The sequence below is a fragment of the Ruegeria sp. YTSA105 genome (assembly GCF_059610225.1).
Genome location: NZ_JBXWNE010000002.1, coordinates 324,402 through 343,799 on the forward strand (window position 1 = coordinate 324,402; position 19,398 = coordinate 343,799).

Sequence of the window (19,398 nt, forward strand, 5' to 3'; positions counted from 1 at the left end):
GACGAGGAGAGCCAGCCATGGCCTTGGACGCACAGTCAATCTCTCTCACTTTTCCTGACGGCAATGCACGATCCTATGACGTGGGTGTAACCCCTGCGCAGGTGGCCGCCGACATCTCGACCTCACTGGCCAAAAAGGCCATCTCAGCCACGGTGAATGGCCAGCATTGGGATCTGCAATGGCCCATTGAATCTGATGCCGAAATCGCCCTGCACACCATGAAAGATGAAGATCAGGCAAACGAACTGATCCGCCACGACCTGGCTCATATCATGGCCCGCGCCGTGCAGGAGATCTGGCCCGATACCAAAGTCACCATCGGCCCCGTCATCGAAAACGGCTGGTACTACGATTTCGACCGGGCCGAGCCATTTACGCCCGAAGACCTCGGCGCGATTGAGAAAAAGATGAAGGAAATCATCAACAAACGCGACACCGTGACCACCCAGGTCTGGGACCGTCAGCGCGCGATTGATTTCTACACCGAAAACAACGAGCCCTATAAGGTCGAACTGATCGACGCCATCCCAGGTGACGAGCCGCTGCGCATGTATTGGCACGGCGACTGGCAGGACCTGTGCCGCGGTCCGCATCTGCAGCATACCGGCCAGGTTCCGGGCGATGCGTTCAAGCTAATGAGCATTGCTGGCGCCTATTGGCGTGGTGACAGCGACCGTGCGATGCTGCAACGCATCTATGGCGTGGCTTTTACCGGCAAGGAAAAGCTAAAAGCGCACCTGCACATGCTGGAAGAGGCTGCCAAGCGTGACCACCGCAAGCTGGGCCGAGAAATGAACCTGTTCCACATGCAGGAAGAGGCTCCGGGCCAGATCTTCTGGCATCCGAATGGCTGGAAGATCTATACCACCCTGCAGGACTATATGCGCCGCATGCAGGAACGTGACGGCTATGTCGAAGTCAACACACCGCAGGTTGTTGACCGCAAATTGTGGGAAGCCTCGGGCCACTGGGACAAGTATCAGGAAAACATGTTCATCGTCGAAGTCGACGAGGAACATGCCCGTGAAAAGGCCGTGAACGCCCTGAAGCCGATGAATTGTCCCTGCCACGTGCAGGTGTTCAATCAGGGTCTGAAATCCTATCGCGATCTGCCTCTGCGCATGGCCGAGTTCGGGTCTTGCGCGCGGTACGAACCCTCTGGCGCGCTGCATGGTATCATGCGGGTGCGCGGCTTTACCCAGGACGATGGGCATATTTTCTGCGCCGAAGATCAGATCGAATCTGAAACCGCAAAATTCATCGCGTTTCTGTCGAAGGTCTATGCCGATCTCGGTTTCCATGATTGGACCATCAAGCTCTCGACGCGCCCGGAAAAACGCATCGGGTCGGATGATAGCTGGGATCTGGTCGAAAAAGCCCTAGGTGACGCCTGCAAGGCCGCAGGATACGACTATGAGCTTCTCGAAGGCGAAGGCGCCTTCTACGGACCCAAGCTTGAATTCACCCTGACCGACGCGATCGGCCGTACCTGGCAATGCGGCACCCTTCAGGTGGACCCCAACCTGCCCGAGCGGCTGGACGCCAATTTCATTGGCGCGGACGGATCGAAGCACCGCCCCTTCATGCTGCATCGTGCAACGCTGGGTTCGTTCGAACGGTTCATCGGCATCCTGATCGAAGAACACGCGGGCAAATTGCCCTTCTGGCTGGCCCCGCGTCAGGTCGTGGTCGCTTCGATCACCTCCGAGGCTGACGGTTACGTGCAGGAAGTGGTTGAGACACTCAAGGCCGCAGGTGTCCGAGCCGAGGCGGACATCCGCAACGAAAAGATCAACTATAAGGTTCGTGAACACTCGGTCGGCAAAGTTCCGGTCATTCTGGCCGTCGGTCACCGTGAAGTTGAGGACCGCACGGTCAGTGTCCGTCGTCTTGGTGAGAAACAGACACAAGTGCAGCCGCTTGAGGCTGTAACAAATGAACTGTCGCGGGCCGCTACGCCGCCCGACCTGCTGTAACAATCAGCGGCAAATTGCACAAAATCCGGCCCCCTCTGAGGGGCCGGATTGAAACATTTGCGTTTTATCTCTTCTAAAACAAACTATTAGTTTGCAAGATGTCATGACAGTCATTGACGGGCTCGTGAGACACAGGCTCGTGAATTCAACTGTGACCTGCAACCCATTACCTTTGTCATTGTCGAACACAGACATACGCAGTCATCAAAAGGATAACCGAGATGTCGAACACCGCTAAATCCCTTGTCATCGCAAGCGCCGTAGCCGCAGCCGTTTCAGGCATGGCCACAACCGCATCCGCACAAGCCAAAGAAAAGTGCTATGGCGTTTCTCTGGCCGGTCAGAACGATTGTGCCGCCGGTCCTGGCACCACGTGCGCGGGCACCTCGACTGTTGATTATCAGGGCAATGCCTGGACGCTGGTAGATGCCGGCACCTGCGCCGATATCGACCTGCCTCAGTCAGCTGACGGCGCTGCCCGCAAGGGATCGCTCGAGCCGCTGGAGCGTGACCTGCCGGCATAAGCCTGAGTTTTTGCCAAATCTGAGGGGCGGGCAAGTATCGCCCGCCTCTTTTTTCAAGACCGCGAGGTTACCAGATGCTGGACAGCACAATCCGATCGAACAGGCTGCCTGCGGCACCAGGCGTCGGCTATAAGCCTCAGCATTTCCAGCAGATTCTGGATCACCCGCAACCGGTCGCATGGCTGGAAATCCACGCCGAGAATTACATGGGCGATGGTGGCCGCCCGCTGGCACAGCTGCGGCACTTGTCGGAACACTTCCCGATTTCCGTCCACGGCGTTGGCCTGTCCATCGGCGGTGAAGGCCCGCTGGATACCGACCACCTGGCCCGTTTGAAACACCTCGTCGGCTGGCTCAACCCCGCCAGCTTTTCCGAACATCTGGCCTGGTCGACACATGACAGCCACTTCCTGAATGATCTGTTGCCCCTGCCCTATACCGACGCAACCCTTGCACGGATTTGCGATCATATCGACCAAGTTCAGAATGTCGTTGGGCGACAGATGCTACTTGAAAACCCGTCAAGCTATCTAGCATTTGATGAAAGCACGTGGTCCGAACCCGACTTCCTGCGCGAAATTTCGGGCCGCACCGGATGCGGGCTCTTGCTGGATGTGAATAACGTTTTCGTATCGGCGACAAATCTCGACTTCTCACCGCAGAGCTATATCGACGCCTATCCGCTGGACAAGGTCGGTGAGATCCACCTTGGCGGGCATGATGAGGATGAAGACGACCACGGGCTTCCCTTGCTGATCGATAGCCACGGGCGAGAAGTGGTTGATCCGGTTTGGGCGCTTCTGAACTATGTGCTTGAACAATCGGGACCAAAACCTGTTCTTGTGGAATGGGATACCGACGTCCCTGATTGGCCTGTCTTGTGCGCAGAAGCCGATCGCGCCCAAGCGGCACTGGACCGCATTCCAGCATGAGCGTGTCGCAAGAAGAGTTTCACCTGGCTTTGCTGGATCCAGCCATGTCGGTGCCTGAGGGCCTTGTAGACGCGTCGGATCAGCCGGCGGGACGGCGTTTCAGTGTTTATCGCAACAATGTTGCCGTTTCGCTGACCGAAGCCATGCATAAGGCCTTCCCGGTTATCGCCAAGTTGCTGGGTTCGCAAAACATGGACGGGTTGGCCGGGCTTTTTCTGCGCAGCCACCCACCAACCTCGCCGTTGATGATGTTCTATGGCGAAGCGTTTCCGGATTTCCTGGCCGGGATGGATCAGCTGTCGCATATCGGGTACCTGCCCGATGTGGCGCGACTGGAACTGGCCCTTCGCCGATCTTACCACGCGGAGGACAGCGTGCCAGCGCCGGACGACGCATTAGCCGTGCCACCCGAAGATCTTTTCCGGGCCCGATTGGAATTCGCACCTTCGATGCAGATCTTGCGCTCGGACTGGCCCATCTTTTCGATATGGCGGTTCAATACCGAAGACGGCGCACCGAAACCCCAAGCTGGTGCTGAAGATACCCTGATCACGCGCCGCGAATATGACCCTGTTCCTCAGGCCCTGCCGCAAGGCGGGGCGGGTTGGATCGCCGCGATGCAGGCCGGAAACACAATCGGACAGGCATTTGAAAAAACTACCGAAACCACCCCGGATTTTGATCTTGGGGCCACTCTGGCGCTGCTGTTACAGGGCGGCGCTATCACTTCTGTGACTATTGAAAGGCTGGCAACATGACTGCCCTGATCTCTCTTCATAACAACGTCCTGGGACGGATCGACAGCTCGGCCAACTGGCTGACACCAACCCTGGCGCGTCTTGTCTTTGTTGCCGTGTTGCTTGTCTACTACTGGAACTCAGCCACCCTGAAAATCGACGGATCGATTTTCTCTCCGTCAGCGGGGGCGTTTGGGCAGATTTTCCCCAAAGCGGCAGAGGCCGTACTTTATGACGTAACCCAGATGACTTTTTTCCAACGCGTCGTAATCTTTCTGGGAACAGCCGCCGAATTTGTCCTGCCAGCCTTGTTGCTGATCGGCCTGCTGACCCGGGTGGCAGCCCTTGGGATGATTGGGTTTGTTTGGGTCCAGACCATTGTCGACGTGACCGGTCATGGCGTCAAACTGGGAGGCCTGTTCGACAACGCACTTACTTTGATGGATCAGCGCGTGATGTGGACTTTCCTGTTTCTGGTCATCGCGATAAACGGCGCAGGCCCGATCTCGATCGATCGCATCCTGCGCCTGAAGTAACTCAGAAATGTGCCTTGGGCTCGTCCGGTTTACCCGCGGCCAGCCCAAGGAGACCCGCCACGGCGGCAAAGGCGACCGGGAACATGGTGAACACATTGAACCCGAACGCATAATACATCCCAGCCGCAGAAATCAGCAGCAACACGCCACCAATCAGAGCGCGGGCATGTGCCATCGCCCCGCCCGCAATAGCCAATAAAGGCGCAAGGATCGCCGCGGTTCGGATCAACTGCGCATTGTCCACCTGCTCGGCAATCCCGTCGATTTCGCCAAACCTGTCGATCAACTCGACATATCCATAGCCAACAAACCCGACCAACATGCCGATCAGACCGGCAACTACCCCTAAAATCATCGCTGCGTTACGCATTTAGAACCCTCTAGCTTGCGACCAACCACATAAGTACCCACTCAGCCAACGCCAAGGGCTGCCTGCGTTTCAGCCGTCCAGCCCAGATAGAGTGCACCGTCTTTCTCAACAAGCGGTCGCTTCATTAAGGTTGGGTGTTCCTGCAAGAGTTCCAGCGGCTCTTTTTTGCGCTGCTCTGCATCCAACCCGCGCCATGTTGTCGACCTGGTATTGAGCAAAGCCTCGCCGAAACGTTTTAGGGCCTGCGCCAGTACCGCATCCGGCACACCTTGCGCGCGAACATCGATAAAATCCGAACCCTCAAGCGATTTCAAAGCCTTACGGCAAGTATCGCAAGTCTTCAATCCATATACGCGCATTTTCAGGCTGCTCCTGTTTCGATCTTGATAATGGGCAAATTCGCCAGTGTATTCCGGTATTTCTTGATTTTTTACTTCACCGTGCAATGTTGAAAAAGACGAAACACGTAATTCGGGCCGTGTCGTGTGGACGAGACGGTGATGTGTTGCGGTTACGTCAATCGCTACCCCCACCAATTTTGTGGGACAACGTGCAAGTAGAAGGAGACACGGGAAATGCCAACTGGCACCGTGAAATGGTTCAATACCACCAAAGGCTATGGGTTTATTGCCCCTGATGAAGGCGGCAAGGACGTATTTGTTCACATCTCGGCCGTTGAAAGATCTGGTCTTACCGGACTCGCTGACAATCAGAAGGTCGCTTACGAACTGGAAGACGGACGTGACGGCCGACAAATGGCTTCAGATTTGAAGCCACTGTAAAATCCCGTTACTGCGGGTACGAAAATCAGGACAACGGCCAATTTCAGGCCGTTGGCCATCGAAAGTGATGTGCCTATTCTTGCTCCCTGCTGCTTTCGGGGCGCGTGGTTCAATTTTTCCACATGGCACGATTCAGGACGTACTGGTCGCACAGGTGACCACCATCGTCCAGTTGCCGGATTATTTAGTCCACACTTCCATCAGTTGTTCAGGATCGCACATCCCGGCTCTTGCCCGCTCAGAGGTGAACTGGAGCGCAAATTTTTGGTGCAACTTAGCCGTGGGTTCGCAAATCACCATCGACGATGGGGGGACTCGGCCTGTGCCACGCGAGGCAGGAACAGGGTCAGACAACCGGTTTTGATCAAAACTGAAAGTGTCATGAAACGATCGCAACCATTTCATGACGCCCCGTATAGACAGACCGCAAGCGCACTCAACTTTCCTTGATGATCGCCTCGAACTCACGCCATTCCCGCCCGGTCATGCCCGAGTTTTCCTGAGTGACCGTCTCTCCGGCCAACATCCGACGCAGGCTGTCGACCATCTGCGCGGAAAGATTGACCGCACCCAGGCGGTAATCTTCAAACGCCTTATAGGCGGCCGGCACCCAATCAGCGACGATCTTGCACATGGCATCGGCGTAAACACGAATTTCGTATTGGGCATGAGGATCCGCGCGAAGACGCAGGAAGTGGAACAGGTTGTGCAGGTCAACCTTCCAGTACCATTGCGTGTAGATATTCGCCGGAAGGTTCATCCGCGCCAGTTCACGCGCAAGCCCTTGCTGCCCGTCCTGACCCATCATCGCCTCGTAATTGTCATAACAACGCGCGCTGTCAGCTTTCAAAATCTCAAGGACGCGCGCGGCTTCTTCGCCCTGCAACGTATCGCCGCGACCCTGATTGTTGATCTCGGACTGCGCGGACACGTGCTTGGGTGCCGGGATATAGAATTCACGGTCCAAAATCGAATAGCGCGCCGAATATTCATTCACATTCGCTGTCCGGTGCCGAATCCACTGTCGCGCGACAAAAACCGGTAACTTGACGTGCAACTTTATCTCGCACATCTCAAACGGGGTCGAGTGCCAGTGCCGCATCAGATAGCGGATCAACCCTTCGTCATTTTGCACTGATTTGGTGCCCTTGCCATAGGACACGCGTGCGGCCTGACAAATCGCAGCGTCATCACCCATATAGTCGATCACGCGCACAAAACCGTGGTCCAGAACCTGATGCGCCGTGTACAGGTGTTCCTCCATCCCCGCAGCTACAACACGGCGTGTTGGATGCGATTGCGCCCGTTGCGCTTCGATCTCGGCCAGTTGGTCAGAGGACAGCGGCATGAAATTTCCTTTCCAGCAATGAGTCGCCTGCCACTATATATCGCCAATCAAAAGACAGGAACCGCGATATGTGCGCCCACATTTGCATTTTCAGAATTGTGTCCGTGCGGCCTCTCGACACGTGATGTACGCGCGCTAAGGTGCAGGGCATCACCGAAACAGAAAGGAACCCGCAATGGGGCTCACTTACCTCCACACCATGGTTCGCGTGAAGGACCTGGACAAATCCATGGCGTTTTACAAGTTGCTGGGCCTTAAGGAAACGCGCCGCTATGACAGCGAACAGGGGCGGTTTTCCCTGATCTTCATGGCTCCCGCTGGGCAAGAGGATCGACCAATCGAGTTGACCTATAACTGGGATGGGGATGACGATCTGCCCAACGACAGCCGCCATTTCGGCCATCTCGCCTATGGTGTCGACAATATTTATGAAACCTGTCAGCATCTGCAGGACAATGGAGTCGTGATCAACCGGCCACCGCGCGACGGCCGAATGGCGTTTGTGCGGTCACCCGACAATATCTCGGTAGAGTTGCTACAAAACGGTGATGCGCTGGAACCGGCCGAACCCTGGGCCAGCATGGAAAGCACCGGGCACTGGTGATCCGCTGGTTGATCACACTGGGCCTAGCCTTTTTAGCCAGCCCCCTGCGGGCCGAGCCCTGTCGCCTTGCGCTTGCGCTGGCAATGGACATTTCAACATCGGTAAGCGCAGAAGAGGACGCGCTGCAAAGGCAGGGCCTTGCCGCAGCGTTGGTTGCTCCCGAGGTGACCGAGGCCTTCTTTTCCTCGCCGATGCCGGTCGCGCTGGCTGTTTATGAATGGAGCGGCCGGGACGTTCAGCACATCATACTGGGCTGGACGATGATCAACACGCAGACCGATTTGCTGGTGGCAGCGACCACGATACAGCAATCGGTCCGATCAGACAGCGACTCGGCCACGGCGATGGGGTATGCGCTGGCCTTTGGGGCGACGCTGATGCAGCAGGCCCCGACATGTCTTTTTCAAACCATTGATCTGTCAGGTGACGGTTCGAACAACGATGGATATGGCCCGGATTCCGCCTATCGGCATTTTCCCTTTGAGAATACGATTGTGAATGGCCTGGTCATCAATGCCGCTGATTTCGAAGGCGAACTGTACCTGATTCCCTTCTTTGAAAACAATGTCCTGTACGGCCCCGGCGCGTTTCTGGAAATCGCCGACGGGTTCCAGGATTTCGAACGCGCTATGCGGCGCAAACTTGAACGCGAACTAAAAGGTATGCAGGTCGGTGCATTGTCGGGCCCCGGCCAGCGATGATACGTGCGCTTGCAACGATAGTCAGCATATTGGCCACCTCAGCGGCATCAGAATGCCGCCATGCTTTGGCTTTGGGCCTGGATGTGTCGGGATCAGTCGACAGCTCGGAATACCGGTTGCAGCTTGGCGGCTTGGCAGGTTCTTTGCGCAGGCCCGAGATTAAGCAACTCTTTCTTTCAAACACAGCAAACCCGGTACACATCGCGATTTATGAGTGGAGCGAACCCGGCCACCAACGCCTGTTATTGGGCTGGACCGCAGTACAATCGGACCTCGATCTGGAGCGCATAGCCACCCTGCTCGACCATGTGAAACGCAGCGGCGCTCCGCAAGGAACCGCCGTCGGGTCCGCCATGCTGTTCGGTGCCGAGCTTTTGGGCCAGAAACCCGATTGCTGGAAGCGGACATTGGATCTGTCGGGGGACGGAAAGCACAATATCGGCCTGCACCCAAGAAATGCGAAACAGACGCTCTCTGACGACGGTATCACGATCAATGGACTGGTCATCGGTGCCGACGACCCTGACATCGGTAGCACCCGCTATGTTCAGGTCGGAGAGCTGCTGGCCTATTTCAAAGCATGGGTCATCCTTGGCCCCGGCGCCTTTGTTGAGGTTGCCCTGGGCTTTGACGATTACGAAGAAGCAATGACCCGTAAACTGATCCGCGAACTTGAAGGCCTGACCCTATCGGATGCGGGACAGAGGCCGACCAAGCATCAGTAGATATAGCGGATCTGGTCCGTCCAATACCGTTCTACCCGCCGCAATGCTCCGGTAATGTCTTCGATCCCTTCCTGTCCAAGCACGCCGCGCGATTGTAGACCTTCGGCATGTCTCGAAAACAGCTCGGAGACGATATCGCGGATTTCCCGGCCCTGTGGCGTCAACCGGACACGCACCGAACGGCGGTCTATTTCGCAACGCTGGTGGTGCATATACCCCATCTCGACCAATTTTTTGAGGTTGTAGCTGACATTGCTGCCTTGATAGTAGCCGCGGCTTTTCAATTCACCAGCGGTAACCTCATGATCTCCGATATTGAACAAAAGCAACGCTTGAACCGCGTTGATCTCAAGAACACCGACCCGTTCAAACTCATCTTTGATAACGTCCAACAACAAACGATGAAGCCGCTCAACTAGAGCAAGTGCCTCAAGATAGCTGGTCATGAAGCCTTTGACCCCCGGCGCGGAGACCTGCATTTCCAAACTCATACGATCCTCCGATTCATTCGCGCAGTTTCAGGCAGAATGAAGCGAAAAGCCGAAAAATCAGTTAAGCCGGATAATCTTTATTTTTGAAAGGTTTGTGCGATTTCGGAAACAAGGTCCGAGAATTGGGCAGGTGGCAGGACCTGACCGGTGACCCATTGATACAGGTCCTGATCATTCTCGTGCAACAGGGCGTCGTAAACATCCAGCCCTGTTGCATCCATGGAGTCCAGATTGCGGTCTGCATAGGCAGCCAGAATCAGATCCATCTCTTTGATGCCGCGTCGCATGGAACGCATTTTCATCCGTTTGATCCTGACATTGCGCGGTTCGACCACTATTCCGCCTCCAGCATCATGCGCACACGTTTCTCCAGTCTTGCAGCCCGCTCGGCGCTGGCGCGCATCTCGCCTCGGATTGAACGAAGCTCGGATACGATTCCGGCAAGGTCAGGTGCGTTTTCTCCAGCCTCGACAGGGGCGTCCATCCCGTCGCCCTCGCCGGTGAGAAGCCACATGATCGAAACGTTGATCATGCCTGCCATCATCGACAGTCGGTTGGCCCGGGGCTCAGACAGATCATTTTCCCAGGCGGCAATCGTAGACTTCTTGACACCCAGCCTGCGGGCCAGATGTGCCTGCGTCATCCCCGCTGCTTCACGCGCCCCTGCCAGCCGGTCTCCGAATGTCGCCGCGTCGGGTCCGTACCAGTCATTTTCGTCGTTCATCGGGGTCTCCAAATCTCTTGTTTTATATCGCTTGATCGTCGTTCAGGCGCACCCTATGACAGTCAGGCTAAACATACAAACTGAGGCCGACCATGAGTTTCCTGTCTGCGACACTGTCACGCGTAAAACCATCTCCAACAATCGCGATGACAGCCAAGGCGGCCGAATTAAAGGCAGCCGGACGAGACGTAATCGGCCTAAGCGCCGGGGAGCCAGATTTCGACACGCCCCAAAACATCAAGGATGCTGCGGTGGCGGCCATCGCTGCTGGAAAGACCAAATACACCGCGCCCGATGGCATACCAGAGCTGAAGCAGGCGGTTTGCGCCAAGATGAAACGTGATCATGGACTGGACTATTCGCCTGCTCAGATCTCGGTCGGAACCGGTGGCAAGCAGACGCTGTATAACGCGCTGATGGCCACCATGAACGCGGGCGATGAGGTGGTCATACCTGCACCTTATTGGGTCAGCTATCCCGATATGGTTCTTCTGGCCGGGGGAACGCCTGTGACAGTTGAAACGACCCTGGAGAACAGTTTCAAACTAACCGCTGAACAGCTTGAGGCAGCAATTACACCAAGGACCAAATGGTTCATCTTCAACTCTCCGTCCAACCCAACCGGTGCAGGGTATAGCCGTGCGGAATTGAGAGCTTTGACCGATGTCCTGATCAGGCACCCGCATGTTTGGGTAATGACGGATGATATGTACGAGCATCTGGCCTATGACGGGTTTGAGTTCTGCACACCGGCAGAAGTCGAGCCCAGGCTTTATGACCGCACCCTGACCTGCAATGGTGTATCCAAAGCCTATGCTATGACTGGCTGGCGGATTGGCTATGCAGCAGGGCCTGCCGAATTGATTGCGGCAATGCGCAAGGTTCAGTCTCAATCGACCTCGAACCCCTGCTCGATCAGCCAATGGGCGGCGGTAGAGGCGCTGAACGGTACACAGTCCTTTCTGGCCCCGAACAATGAAACGTTCAAACGCCGCCGTGATCTGGTCATCAGCATGCTGAACCAGATCGAAGGAGTGACCTGCCCAACTCCGGAAGGTGCGTTTTACGTCTACCCTTCCATTTCCGGGTTGATCGGAAAGACCACGCCTGCAGGCACTTTGATCGACACAGACGAAGCCTTCGCAACCACGCTTTTGGAGGAGGCTGACGTTGCAGTCGTCTTCGGCGCTGCGTTTGGGTTGTCCCCCAACTTCCGCGTCAGCTATGCTACGTCAGATGAAGCGCTGACCGAAGCCTGCACGCGCATTCAGAGGTTTTGCGCTTCGCTGACCTGATCGGAGACCTTATGACTGCCGAATTGCCTGAGTACTATTTCCGCATACGCGAAAACGGTGCCGCGGTTTTCCGGATCGACACGGAAAACCGCCAACGTCGGATTGAAATGAACCAGATCGCGGTCATCAACATCCGCAATGGAGAGGTGAAGCCGCAGGGTCAGCGCGCTCTGACTGAGGCGGATCAGGCCGAAATCGAGCGCTGGATGGCAGAACGTAAAGATCTTCTGGCGCAGCGCGATATCGACGATATTCACCGCGCGGTGGACTATCTGAACCTAACCACACAGTGGGCCCAGTCCAAAGCGACTGACCAACAGCTCGAGGACGTTACGGACCGGCTACTACTGGCGATGCATGATCTGCGCAGCGTATTGGTTCGGAAGAAAGCCGACCGGCTGAACAATGGCTAATTTGCCTTCACGCTGCCGGTTCAGCGATTATACGCACTGATCGCAACCAGAAGCGCGCCATCAACAGTACGGCGGCACAGGCAAGACCCAGCACAAGGCCCAACCAGACACCGACGCCCTCCATGCCGCGGATGAACCCAAAATAGTAGGACGCCGGAATTCCGACGACCCAATAGCTTAGCCCCGCCATGACCATTGGCACCTTGGCATCCTGCAATCCGCGCAATAGGCCCAGCGCGATCACCTGTGCACCGTCCACCAGCTGGAACAACGCAGCCATGGCCAGCAACCCGGTACCTATGGCCAGAATCTCGGGGCGTTTCGGATCCTGCGGTTCCACAAATACGGAAATCAGAGGCTCGGCGCAGGTCAGGAACAGGATGATTGTCAGGATAGACACCACAAGGGACATCCCTGTCACGGCGACGGCACCTTTTTCCAGATGCGCGCGGTCCTTGCGGCCAAGCGCATTGCCCGCCCGGATCGTGGCAGCGTTGGACAGGCCCAGATGCACCATGAATGTCGCCGAGGCGAGGTTCAGAGCGATCCCATGCGCCGCCAGCGGCACCTGACCGATCCAGCCCATCATAAAGGCCGACATCGCGAACAGAGACACTTCGGCCAGCAGGGTCAGCCCGATGGGTATGCCTAGCTTCAGAACGCTCAGCAGCATCTCCCAGTCGGGCCGCCAAAACCTTTGGAACAGGCTATGCTCGGGCAGAACTTTTACAGCATAGATGATAACCGCAATTAACGACACGGTCTGCGTCACGACCGAAGCGATAGCGGCGCCCATCACGCCCAGTTCAGGCGCACCCCAGTTGCCAAAGATCAAAGCATAGTTGGTCAGACCGTTCACCACCGCAGCAGCAACAGTGATCCACAAAACAACCTGGGTTCGCTCCAACGCCGCAAGGTAGGACTTCAAGACCATTACCACCAGAGCGGGGAACAGACCCCAGCCTGCAACCCGCAGGTATTCCGATGCAGTTTCCGCCACCTGTGGATCCTGATCTGTGGCGATCAAGATCGGGTATGACCACCACAGCAATGGCATTACCACTGCTGCATATAGCAACGACAACCAGAGCCCCATGCGGGTCGAACGGCGAATGCTGGTTTCATCGTCTTCGGCAGCGGCTGTTGCCACCATTGGCATAACGGCCAGACCGAACCCGCCCCCGAACAGGAACAGGACAAAGTAAAAGCTGCTGGCCAACGTGACCGCCGCCAAAGCTTCGACCCCGTACCAGCCAAGCATGATCGTGTCCGTCAGACCGATTGCGAACTGCGCCAGATGCCCGCCAACCAATGGCAGGCCCAGGACGGCAATGGCACGGAAATGGCCTTGATATGTCATCACCTTATTCATTCCACCAGCCATAGGCCCGGCGAAAGGCCGGGACAAGACCGGAACAGAGAAATTTCAGAGTGAGACATGGATCCGGGACAGGTGCCCTGCCCCGAACCTTAGGCCTAGCAGCGGGCGTCAGGATGCAGCGCGTTGCCCAGAATATGCTCGGATCGGTGGATCACATGATGCGCCTGACCCACGATCAAAGGATCGGGCTCGCCAACAATGCCGTGATCCTTGTCCGGGTAATCAAGTGTCGACAGAAAGTGGCGCATACAGTTCAGACGAGCGCGTTTTTTGTCATTCGATTTCACGATGGTCCAGGGCGCATCAGCGGTGTCTGTATAAAAGAACATCGCCTCTTTCGCCTCGGTATAGTCATCCCATTTGCCAAGGCTTGCCTTGTCGATCGGAGATAGTTTCCATTGCTTCAACGGATCGGTCTCACGGCTTTGAAACCGCCGCTGTTGTTCGGGTTGCGTGACCGAAAACCAGTATTTGTAAAGCTGAATTCCCGACCTCACCAACATCCGTTCAAGCTCTGGCGTCTGGCGCATAAACTCTAGGTACTCGTTCGGAGAACAGAACCCCATCACCCTCTCGACCCCGGCGCGGTTGTACCAAGAGCGGTCGTAGAACACCATTTCACCAACGGTGGGAAGCTCGTGCACATAGCGCTGATAGTACCATTGGCCCTTTTCTTCCCAGGTGGGTTTGTTAAGGGCGACCACGCGCGCCTGACGGGGGTTTAGGTGTTCCATAAACCGTTTGATTGTACCGCCCTTACCAGCCGCATCGCGCCCTTCGAACAGCAATACGAACCGTTGACCGGTTTCCTGCGCCCACAGCTGAACCTTAAGCAACTCAGCCTGCAGTTTGGCCTTCTCGGCCTCATAGACCCGCCGGGGCATCTTGCGATGATAGGGATATCTTCCGCTTTCGAATGCCTTGCGGATCTTTTCCGGGCTTGGCTCGGAAACAGCACCTGCAACAGGTGTTTCGTCATTTACGCGTGGTAGATTTTGCTCGGGTTGCGCAGCTGCATCCATTCATATTCTCCTTTTTTCACTGTTCGAAAAAACGGCTAGCAGAACCGAAGCTTTCGCGCTTTGATTGGGGTCAAAACAAATTCACTTATACGGCGAAAAGGCCAAGAAACATGGAAACCCGATTTCAGATCCTGAATGGCCAGAGGTTTCATATTCGCCGTTGGGGGTCATCCGACCTGCCACCCTTGCTGATGCTGCACGGCTTTCCGGAATATGGTGGGGCATGGGCCGATCTGGCGCCACATCTGGCATCTCATTTCCATTGCATTGCCCCTGATCAACGCGGTTACGGCCAAAGCTGGGCACCAGAGGGTGTCGGCCAATATGCCACGTCCGAGCTGGTCTCGGATATGATCGCACTTGTCGAAGGTCTGGATACGCCAATCAGTGTTCTGGGCCATGACTGGGGCGCCGCGGTCGCCTATGGCCTGGCCATGTTCCGCCCAGATCTCGTCGGTCGCCTGATCATCGCAAACGGCGTTCACCCGGTGCCCTTCCAACGGGCTATGGCATCGGGCGGCGCACAATCCGCGGCCTCTCAATATATTAACGCGCTACGGGCCCCTGATGCCGCAACACACTTTGCCGCGAACAATTTTACCCGCTTGGAAAGTTTCTTTCGCCACGGGATGGGCTTGGACTGGCTGTCCGATGCCCGAATGGAGGACTATCGAACTGAATGGGCCCGTCCCGGTCGTCTGAATGCCATGCTGAACTGGTATCGGGCCTCTCCGCTGGTTGTGGCGAAACCGGGCGAGCCCTGCACAGACCTGCCCCGGCTTCCGGTCGAGCGGCTGATGGTTCGTTGCCCACATCTTTTGCTATGGGGCTCCGATGACAAAGCGCTGCTGCCCGAGGCGACAGACGGTCTGGAAGATTTCGCGCCCGACCTCACACGAGTCGATATTCCGGGCACGGATCACTGGTTACACCACCAGAAGCCCGAAGCAATGGCACAGGCAATCATTGAGTGGACAGACGGCTGAGGCCTATTTATGCCCCCAATCGGCAGGATCAGCCGAGTTATTGGGGGACAGCCCCAGAATGTCACCATCGGTAGAACATCCCAGCCCCAGAACGGTGCGGTTAGCATAGGCGAAATAGGCGCAGACCTGATTGATCTCGAGGATTTCTCCATCATCCCACCCCGCCTTGCGTAGGGCGGCGATGTCACCTTCCACCAATTCTGCAGGGGCCTGCGTCAGCTTGCGCGCATACAGCATGGCCGCAACCTGAGCAGCCTCCAATGGTGCGCTTTCAGGTGTCCCAGCTTCGATCGCGGCACGGATTGCATTACCGCGCACTTCGTCGCCTAACAGCCTTTGCAACCCGTTGAAATGATGCTCGACACAGTACCCGCAGTTGTTCAGAGAACTGACCCAGACACCCAGAGTTTCGAGAAACCACTTGGGAATCTGATTGGCCGAATGGTGCAGCACATTCTTGTACAACGCCATATGTCCTTCCATCGAATGCGGCCGCAAGGAATGCGCCATCATGATGTTGTCGACATTGTTGTCGGGGCCGGTCACCCGCTCATACAGCTTGCGCAGCTTGCCCGTAGCTTGTTCGAAAGGAATGGTATTGATCCAGCTCATTTAGCATGCCTTGTTACTGTTGTTCAGCTTCGCGAAAAGACTAGAAGCGAAAACTGAGCGTTGCGAGGTAAAAAGCAGAGCTTTTAGTACCTCGGGGCATCGAACCAGATAGATACACAAGGTTCGGGATTATTATACAACGTTTTGGGGTGCACATAGCGCCAAACCCAACACCACGTCGCCCCGGGCCCCACTATATTACAATTTTCATTTCGGTGTTTTATTCGCTTCAGTCACATAGACTATCAATTTTGCGAAAGAGATTTTGGAATTGCGCATACTCTGTACTGTCTTCGTGCTCTCCGGGATAGGCACCGTCGTCGCATTGACGCAACCCGGGCTCACCGATTGGGTATTGCTGGCTGGGCCCTGCTCATTGGCAAGTGTGGTATTGCTACTCAAAAACTGGCTGAAGCGCTTTCAAAAAGCAAGAAAGTGGGCAGTCGTTGACGGATCAAACGTCATGCACTGGAAGGACGATGTTCCAAGTATCGAGACCGTTCGCGAGGTCACGATCGCACTGACCAAAGCAGGGCTAACGCCCGGAGTGGTCTTTGATGCGAATGTGGGATACAAAATTTCTGATCGATACATGAGTGACAAATATCTGGCGTCCAAGCTTAGGCTACCGAGAGATCGCGTTATGGTCGCTCCAAAAGGAACACCAGCAGACCCATTAGTCTTGCAAGCCGCCAGGGATTATCAAGCCAGCATCGTTACGAATGACCGATTCCGCGATTGGGCTGATGACTACCAAGATGTTCTAAACGACAGAAAACCAATACGCGGCGGTTACAAGGACGGAATGCTTTGGTTGTCCCTTTGATACCTCACCAATTTGCGGGTAGCTTTGCCTGACGTATTCGCTTGTATGTCTGTACTTAGCTAAAGACAGACACCACAGAACGTCCAATTCCAAAGCATCGCTCCTACTCCTCGCGCTTCCAAGACCCAAACCATCTACAACACCTCGCGTCCCTCTTCCCCCGGACCACATCACCTGCCATAATGGGGGAAACTCAAAAACAAGAGCAGCCCATATGCCCGACGATCTGTTGACGCCCGAAGCGACCAATACCTATGACGCCTCATCCATTGAGGTGCTCGAAGGTCTTGAACCTGTTCGCAAACGCCCCGGCATGTATATCGGCGGCACGGATGAGCGTGCGCTGCACCATATGGTCGCTGAAATCCTCGACAACTCGATGGACGAAGCGGTGGCAGGCCATGCCAACCGGATCGAGGTCGAACTGCACGCAGATTTCGCCCTGACCGTGCGCGACAATGGGCGCGGCATTCCGATCGATCCGCACCCGAAATTCCCCGACAAATCCGCGCTTGAGGTCATCCTGTGCACATTGCACGCGGGCGGCAAGTTCTCGGGTAAGGCGTATCAGACCTCGGGCGGTCTGCATGGGGTTGGTGCATCTGTGGTCAATGCTTTGTCGGATTCCATGGTTGTTCAGGTGGCCCGCGACAAACAGCTGTTCGAACAACGCTTCTCGCGCGGAGTACCTCAGGGACCGGTTGAAAAGGTTGGCGCAGCGCCCAACCGGCGCGGCACCACGGTGACCTTCCACGCCGATCCCGACATCTTTGGCCACCACAAGTTCAAACCGGCGCGGCTGTTCAAATCCATCCGCTCCAAGGCCTACCTGTTCTCGGGCGTCGAAATCCGTTGGAAAACCGCCATCGACGACGGCGAAACCCCCACCGAGGCGACGTTCCACTTCCCCGGCGGGTTGTCGGATTACCTGAAGGAAACGATGAACGGCTCGTCCACCTATGCCGATCAGCCCTTTGCCGGCACCGTGGACTTTCGGGAAAAATTCAATGCCGCTGGCAAGGTCGAATGGGCGATCAACTGGACCCCCTCACGCGACGGGTTCATCCAATCCTACTGTAACACCGTCCCCACGCCCGAAGGCGGCACCCATGTGGCAGGCTTCTGGGCCGCTGTCCTCAAGGGCATCAAAGCTTACGGCGAGCTGATCAACAACAAAAAGGCCGCGCAGATCACCCGCGACGACCTGGTCACCGGCGGCTGCGCCCTGGTGTCCTGCTTTATCAGCGAGCCTGAATTCGTCGGCCAGACCAAAGACCGTCTCGCCACGGTCGAAGCACAGCGGCTGGTCGAAAACTCGGTCCGTGACCATTTCGACAACTGGCTGGCCGCGGATAACAAATCCGCCGGCGCCATTCTCGATTTCCTCATTTTGAGGTCCGAGGAACGTCTACGCCGACGGGCCGAGAAGGAAACACAGCGCAAGTCCGCCACTAAGAAACTTCGTCTCCCCGGCAAGCTGGTGGACTGTTCCAGTTCAACCCGCGACGGCACCGAATTATTCATCGTCGAGGGCGACTCGGCGGGCGGCTCGGCCAAGATGGGCCGTAACCGCAAAACACAGGCGCTACTGCCCCTGCGCGGTAAAATCCTGAACGTGTTGGGCGCGGCCAGTTCCAAGCTGGGCACCAATGCCGAGATCAACGATCTGACCCAGGCGCTGGGTGTGGGCCTCGGCACCCGTTTCAACGTCGATGACCTGCGCTATGATAAGATCATCATCATGACCGACGCGGATGTTGACGGCGCGCATATCGCGGCGCTGCTGATGACGTTCTTCTTCACCCAAATGCGCCCGATGATCGATGCAGGCCACCTGTATCTGGCTTGCCCGCCGCTGTACCGCCTGACCCAAGGGGCCAAACGCGTCTATTGCCTGGACGAGGCCGAGCGCGACGCCTGGATGGAGAAAGGTCTGGGCGGCAAAGGCAAGATCGACGTCTCACGCTTTAAGGGTCTGGGTGAGATGGACGCCAAGGACCTGAAAGAAACCACCATGGACCCCGCGTCCCGGAAATTGATCCGGGTCACCATCGACGAGGACGAACCTGGCGAGACCGGCGACCTAGTCGAGCGTCTGATGGGCAAAAAACCCGAACTGCGGTTCCAATACATTCAGGAGAACGCACGGTTTGTGGAGGAGTTGGATGTTTGAAACGAGCTTCAGCCGATAATAGATTTCCCCCATAAAAAAAGATGAACGCCAAGGAAGAAATCCGAGCAATCAATCGCACGATAGCAGTTTTTAGTACGTGTTGGGCATTGACTGTAATCTGGGTCTTGTTCTTTCCTCACCTATTTCCAACTACCGGCATCTCGCAATCCAAAGCGTACATCTTTATCTTTGCTTGGTGGCCAGCGGCGTTGTTGCTGTATCTAATAAAAAAGAGTGTGT

Annotated in this window: 23 protein-coding genes; 14 read left to right on the plus strand and 9 right to left on the minus strand. The window is 56.1% G+C overall.

Annotated elements, in window-relative coordinates; translation table 11 throughout:
- The first annotated feature begins 17 nt into the window (after positions 1-17).
- From thrS to AC2FH2_RS04280, 5 genes are all read left to right on the plus strand, one after another.
- Positions 18-1,976, plus strand: coding sequence for a threonine--tRNA ligase (gene thrS, locus AC2FH2_RS04260; RefSeq protein WP_496822967.1), 1,959 nt, complete (start codon positions 18-20; stop codon positions 1,974-1,976).
- A gap of 221 nt (positions 1,977-2,197) precedes the next feature.
- Entirely contained in the window at positions 2,198-2,500 is a 303-nt protein-coding gene (locus AC2FH2_RS04265; protein ID WP_142632987.1) for a BufA1 family periplasmic bufferin-type metallophore, read from the plus strand.
- Positions 2,501-2,574: 74 nt separating this feature from the next.
- Positions 2,575-3,432 (plus strand): MNIO family bufferin maturase, encoded by an 858-nt coding sequence (gene bufB, locus AC2FH2_RS04270; RefSeq protein WP_496822968.1) that lies wholly within the window; start codon positions 2,575-2,577, stop codon positions 3,430-3,432.
- Positions 3,429-4,190 carry an HvfC/BufC N-terminal domain-containing protein gene (locus AC2FH2_RS04275; protein ID WP_496822970.1) on the plus strand — a complete coding sequence of 254 codons (762 nt, stop codon included), beginning with the start codon at positions 3,429-3,431 and terminating at the stop codon, positions 4,188-4,190. The genes bufB and AC2FH2_RS04275 overlap by 4 nt, the downstream gene beginning before the upstream one ends.
- The gene (locus AC2FH2_RS04280) at positions 4,187-4,705 is read left to right on the plus strand and encodes a DoxX family membrane protein (RefSeq protein WP_281971865.1); all 519 of its coding nucleotides are present in this window, start codon (positions 4,187-4,189) and stop codon (positions 4,703-4,705) included. Before AC2FH2_RS04275 ends, AC2FH2_RS04280 begins: the two co-directional genes overlap by 4 nt.
- 1 nt (position 4,706) lies before the next feature.
- Here the strand turns inward: AC2FH2_RS04280 and AC2FH2_RS04285 are convergent, their stop codons facing one another.
- Positions 4,707-5,075, minus strand: a complete 369-nt coding sequence (locus tag AC2FH2_RS04285; RefSeq protein WP_142632981.1) for a hypothetical protein — start codon at positions 5,073-5,075, stop codon at positions 4,707-4,709.
- A gap of 41 nt (positions 5,076-5,116) precedes the next feature.
- A complete protein-coding gene (locus AC2FH2_RS04290; protein WP_142635075.1) occupies positions 5,117-5,434 on the minus strand; it encodes an ArsC/Spx/MgsR family protein in 318 nt (105 codons plus the stop codon).
- Between the two features lie 216 nt (positions 5,435-5,650).
- Between AC2FH2_RS04290 and AC2FH2_RS04295 the strand changes: the two genes are divergently transcribed.
- Positions 5,651-5,857, plus strand: a complete 207-nt coding sequence (locus AC2FH2_RS04295; RefSeq protein WP_142632979.1) for a cold-shock protein — start codon at positions 5,651-5,653, stop codon at positions 5,855-5,857.
- A gap of 436 nt (positions 5,858-6,293) precedes the next feature.
- On the opposite strand, the gene thyX is transcribed toward AC2FH2_RS04295, so the two are convergent.
- Positions 6,294-7,205 (minus strand): FAD-dependent thymidylate synthase, encoded by a 912-nt coding sequence (thyX, locus tag AC2FH2_RS04300; protein ID WP_496822972.1) that lies wholly within the window; start codon positions 7,203-7,205, stop codon positions 6,294-6,296.
- A 175-nt stretch (positions 7,206-7,380) separates the two neighbouring features.
- On the opposite strand from thyX, the gene AC2FH2_RS04305 reads away from it, so the two are divergent.
- The 3 genes from AC2FH2_RS04305 to AC2FH2_RS04315 are packed head-to-tail and all read left to right on the plus strand — an operon-like array spanning position 7,381 to position 9,235.
- A complete protein-coding gene (locus tag AC2FH2_RS04305; protein WP_142632976.1) occupies positions 7,381-7,809 on the plus strand; it encodes a VOC family protein in 429 nt (142 codons plus the stop codon).
- A complete protein-coding gene (locus AC2FH2_RS04310) occupies positions 7,806-8,510 on the plus strand; it encodes a DUF1194 domain-containing protein (protein WP_496822974.1) in 705 nt (234 codons plus the stop codon). The genes AC2FH2_RS04305 and AC2FH2_RS04310 overlap by 4 nt, the downstream gene beginning before the upstream one ends.
- On the plus strand, positions 8,507-9,235 hold the full coding sequence (locus tag AC2FH2_RS04315) for a DUF1194 domain-containing protein (protein WP_496822976.1): 729 nt from the start codon (positions 8,507-8,509) through the stop codon (positions 9,233-9,235). The genes AC2FH2_RS04310 and AC2FH2_RS04315 overlap by 4 nt, the downstream gene beginning before the upstream one ends.
- Here AC2FH2_RS04315 and AC2FH2_RS04320 read toward each other — a convergent pair.
- The 3 genes from AC2FH2_RS04320 to AC2FH2_RS04330 all read right to left on the minus strand — a co-directional run bounded on the left by AC2FH2_RS04320 (position 9,229) and on the right by AC2FH2_RS04330 (position 10,450).
- On the minus strand, positions 9,229-9,726 hold the full coding sequence (locus tag AC2FH2_RS04320; RefSeq protein WP_271947897.1) for a MarR family winged helix-turn-helix transcriptional regulator: 498 nt from the start codon (positions 9,724-9,726) through the stop codon (positions 9,229-9,231). The genes AC2FH2_RS04315 and AC2FH2_RS04320 overlap by 7 nt on opposite strands.
- Before the next feature lie 77 nt (positions 9,727-9,803).
- Positions 9,804-10,028: a succinate dehydrogenase assembly factor 2 gene (locus AC2FH2_RS04325; protein ID WP_281971861.1), complete on the minus strand. Its 225-nt coding sequence runs from the start codon at positions 10,026-10,028 to the stop codon at positions 9,804-9,806.
- A gap of 32 nt (positions 10,029-10,060) precedes the next feature.
- Positions 10,061-10,450, minus strand: coding sequence for a helix-turn-helix domain-containing protein (locus AC2FH2_RS04330; protein ID WP_142632968.1), 390 nt, complete (start codon positions 10,448-10,450; stop codon positions 10,061-10,063).
- Between the two features lie 92 nt (positions 10,451-10,542).
- Here AC2FH2_RS04330 and AC2FH2_RS04335 point away from each other — a divergent pair, with 92 nt between their 5' ends.
- Together AC2FH2_RS04335 and AC2FH2_RS04340 are read left to right on the plus strand one after the other, a co-directional pair.
- Positions 10,543-11,745 (plus strand): pyridoxal phosphate-dependent aminotransferase, encoded by a 1,203-nt coding sequence (locus tag AC2FH2_RS04335; RefSeq protein ID WP_496822978.1) that lies wholly within the window; start codon positions 10,543-10,545, stop codon positions 11,743-11,745.
- 11 nt (positions 11,746-11,756) lie between these two features.
- Complete coding sequence (locus AC2FH2_RS04340) at positions 11,757-12,158, plus strand: hypothetical protein (RefSeq protein WP_281971859.1); 402 nt, start codon at positions 11,757-11,759, stop codon at positions 12,156-12,158.
- 7 nt (positions 12,159-12,165) lie between these two features.
- On the opposite strand, the gene AC2FH2_RS04345 is transcribed toward AC2FH2_RS04340, so the two are convergent.
- Positions 12,166-13,530, minus strand: coding sequence for an MATE family efflux transporter (locus AC2FH2_RS04345; RefSeq protein ID WP_496677908.1), 1,365 nt, complete (start codon positions 13,528-13,530; stop codon positions 12,166-12,168).
- A 104-nt stretch (positions 13,531-13,634) separates the two neighbouring features.
- Positions 13,635-14,561 (minus strand): polyphosphate kinase 2, encoded by a 927-nt coding sequence (gene ppk2 / locus AC2FH2_RS04350; RefSeq protein WP_142632960.1) that lies wholly within the window; start codon positions 14,559-14,561, stop codon positions 13,635-13,637.
- 110 nt (positions 14,562-14,671) lie between these two features.
- Here ppk2 and AC2FH2_RS04355 point away from each other — a divergent pair, with 110 nt between their 5' ends.
- On the plus strand, positions 14,672-15,547 hold the full coding sequence (locus AC2FH2_RS04355; RefSeq protein ID WP_496677910.1) for an alpha/beta fold hydrolase: 876 nt from the start codon (positions 14,672-14,674) through the stop codon (positions 15,545-15,547).
- A gap of 3 nt (positions 15,548-15,550) precedes the next feature.
- On the opposite strand, the gene AC2FH2_RS04360 is transcribed toward AC2FH2_RS04355, so the two are convergent.
- Positions 15,551-16,159 (minus strand): carboxymuconolactone decarboxylase family protein, encoded by a 609-nt coding sequence (locus tag AC2FH2_RS04360; protein ID WP_496713706.1) that lies wholly within the window; start codon positions 16,157-16,159, stop codon positions 15,551-15,553.
- Between the two features lie 265 nt (positions 16,160-16,424).
- On the opposite strand from AC2FH2_RS04360, the gene AC2FH2_RS04365 reads away from it, so the two are divergent.
- Together AC2FH2_RS04365 and parE are read left to right on the plus strand one after the other, a co-directional pair.
- On the plus strand, positions 16,425-16,985 hold the full coding sequence (locus AC2FH2_RS04365) for an NYN domain-containing protein (protein ID WP_246097118.1): 561 nt from the start codon (positions 16,425-16,427) through the stop codon (positions 16,983-16,985).
- Positions 16,986-17,199: 214 nt separating this feature from the next.
- Positions 17,200-19,158, plus strand: coding sequence for a DNA topoisomerase IV subunit B (gene parE / locus AC2FH2_RS04370; RefSeq protein ID WP_496688559.1), 1,959 nt, complete (start codon positions 17,200-17,202; stop codon positions 19,156-19,158).
- Positions 19,159-19,398: the final 240 nt, after the last annotated feature.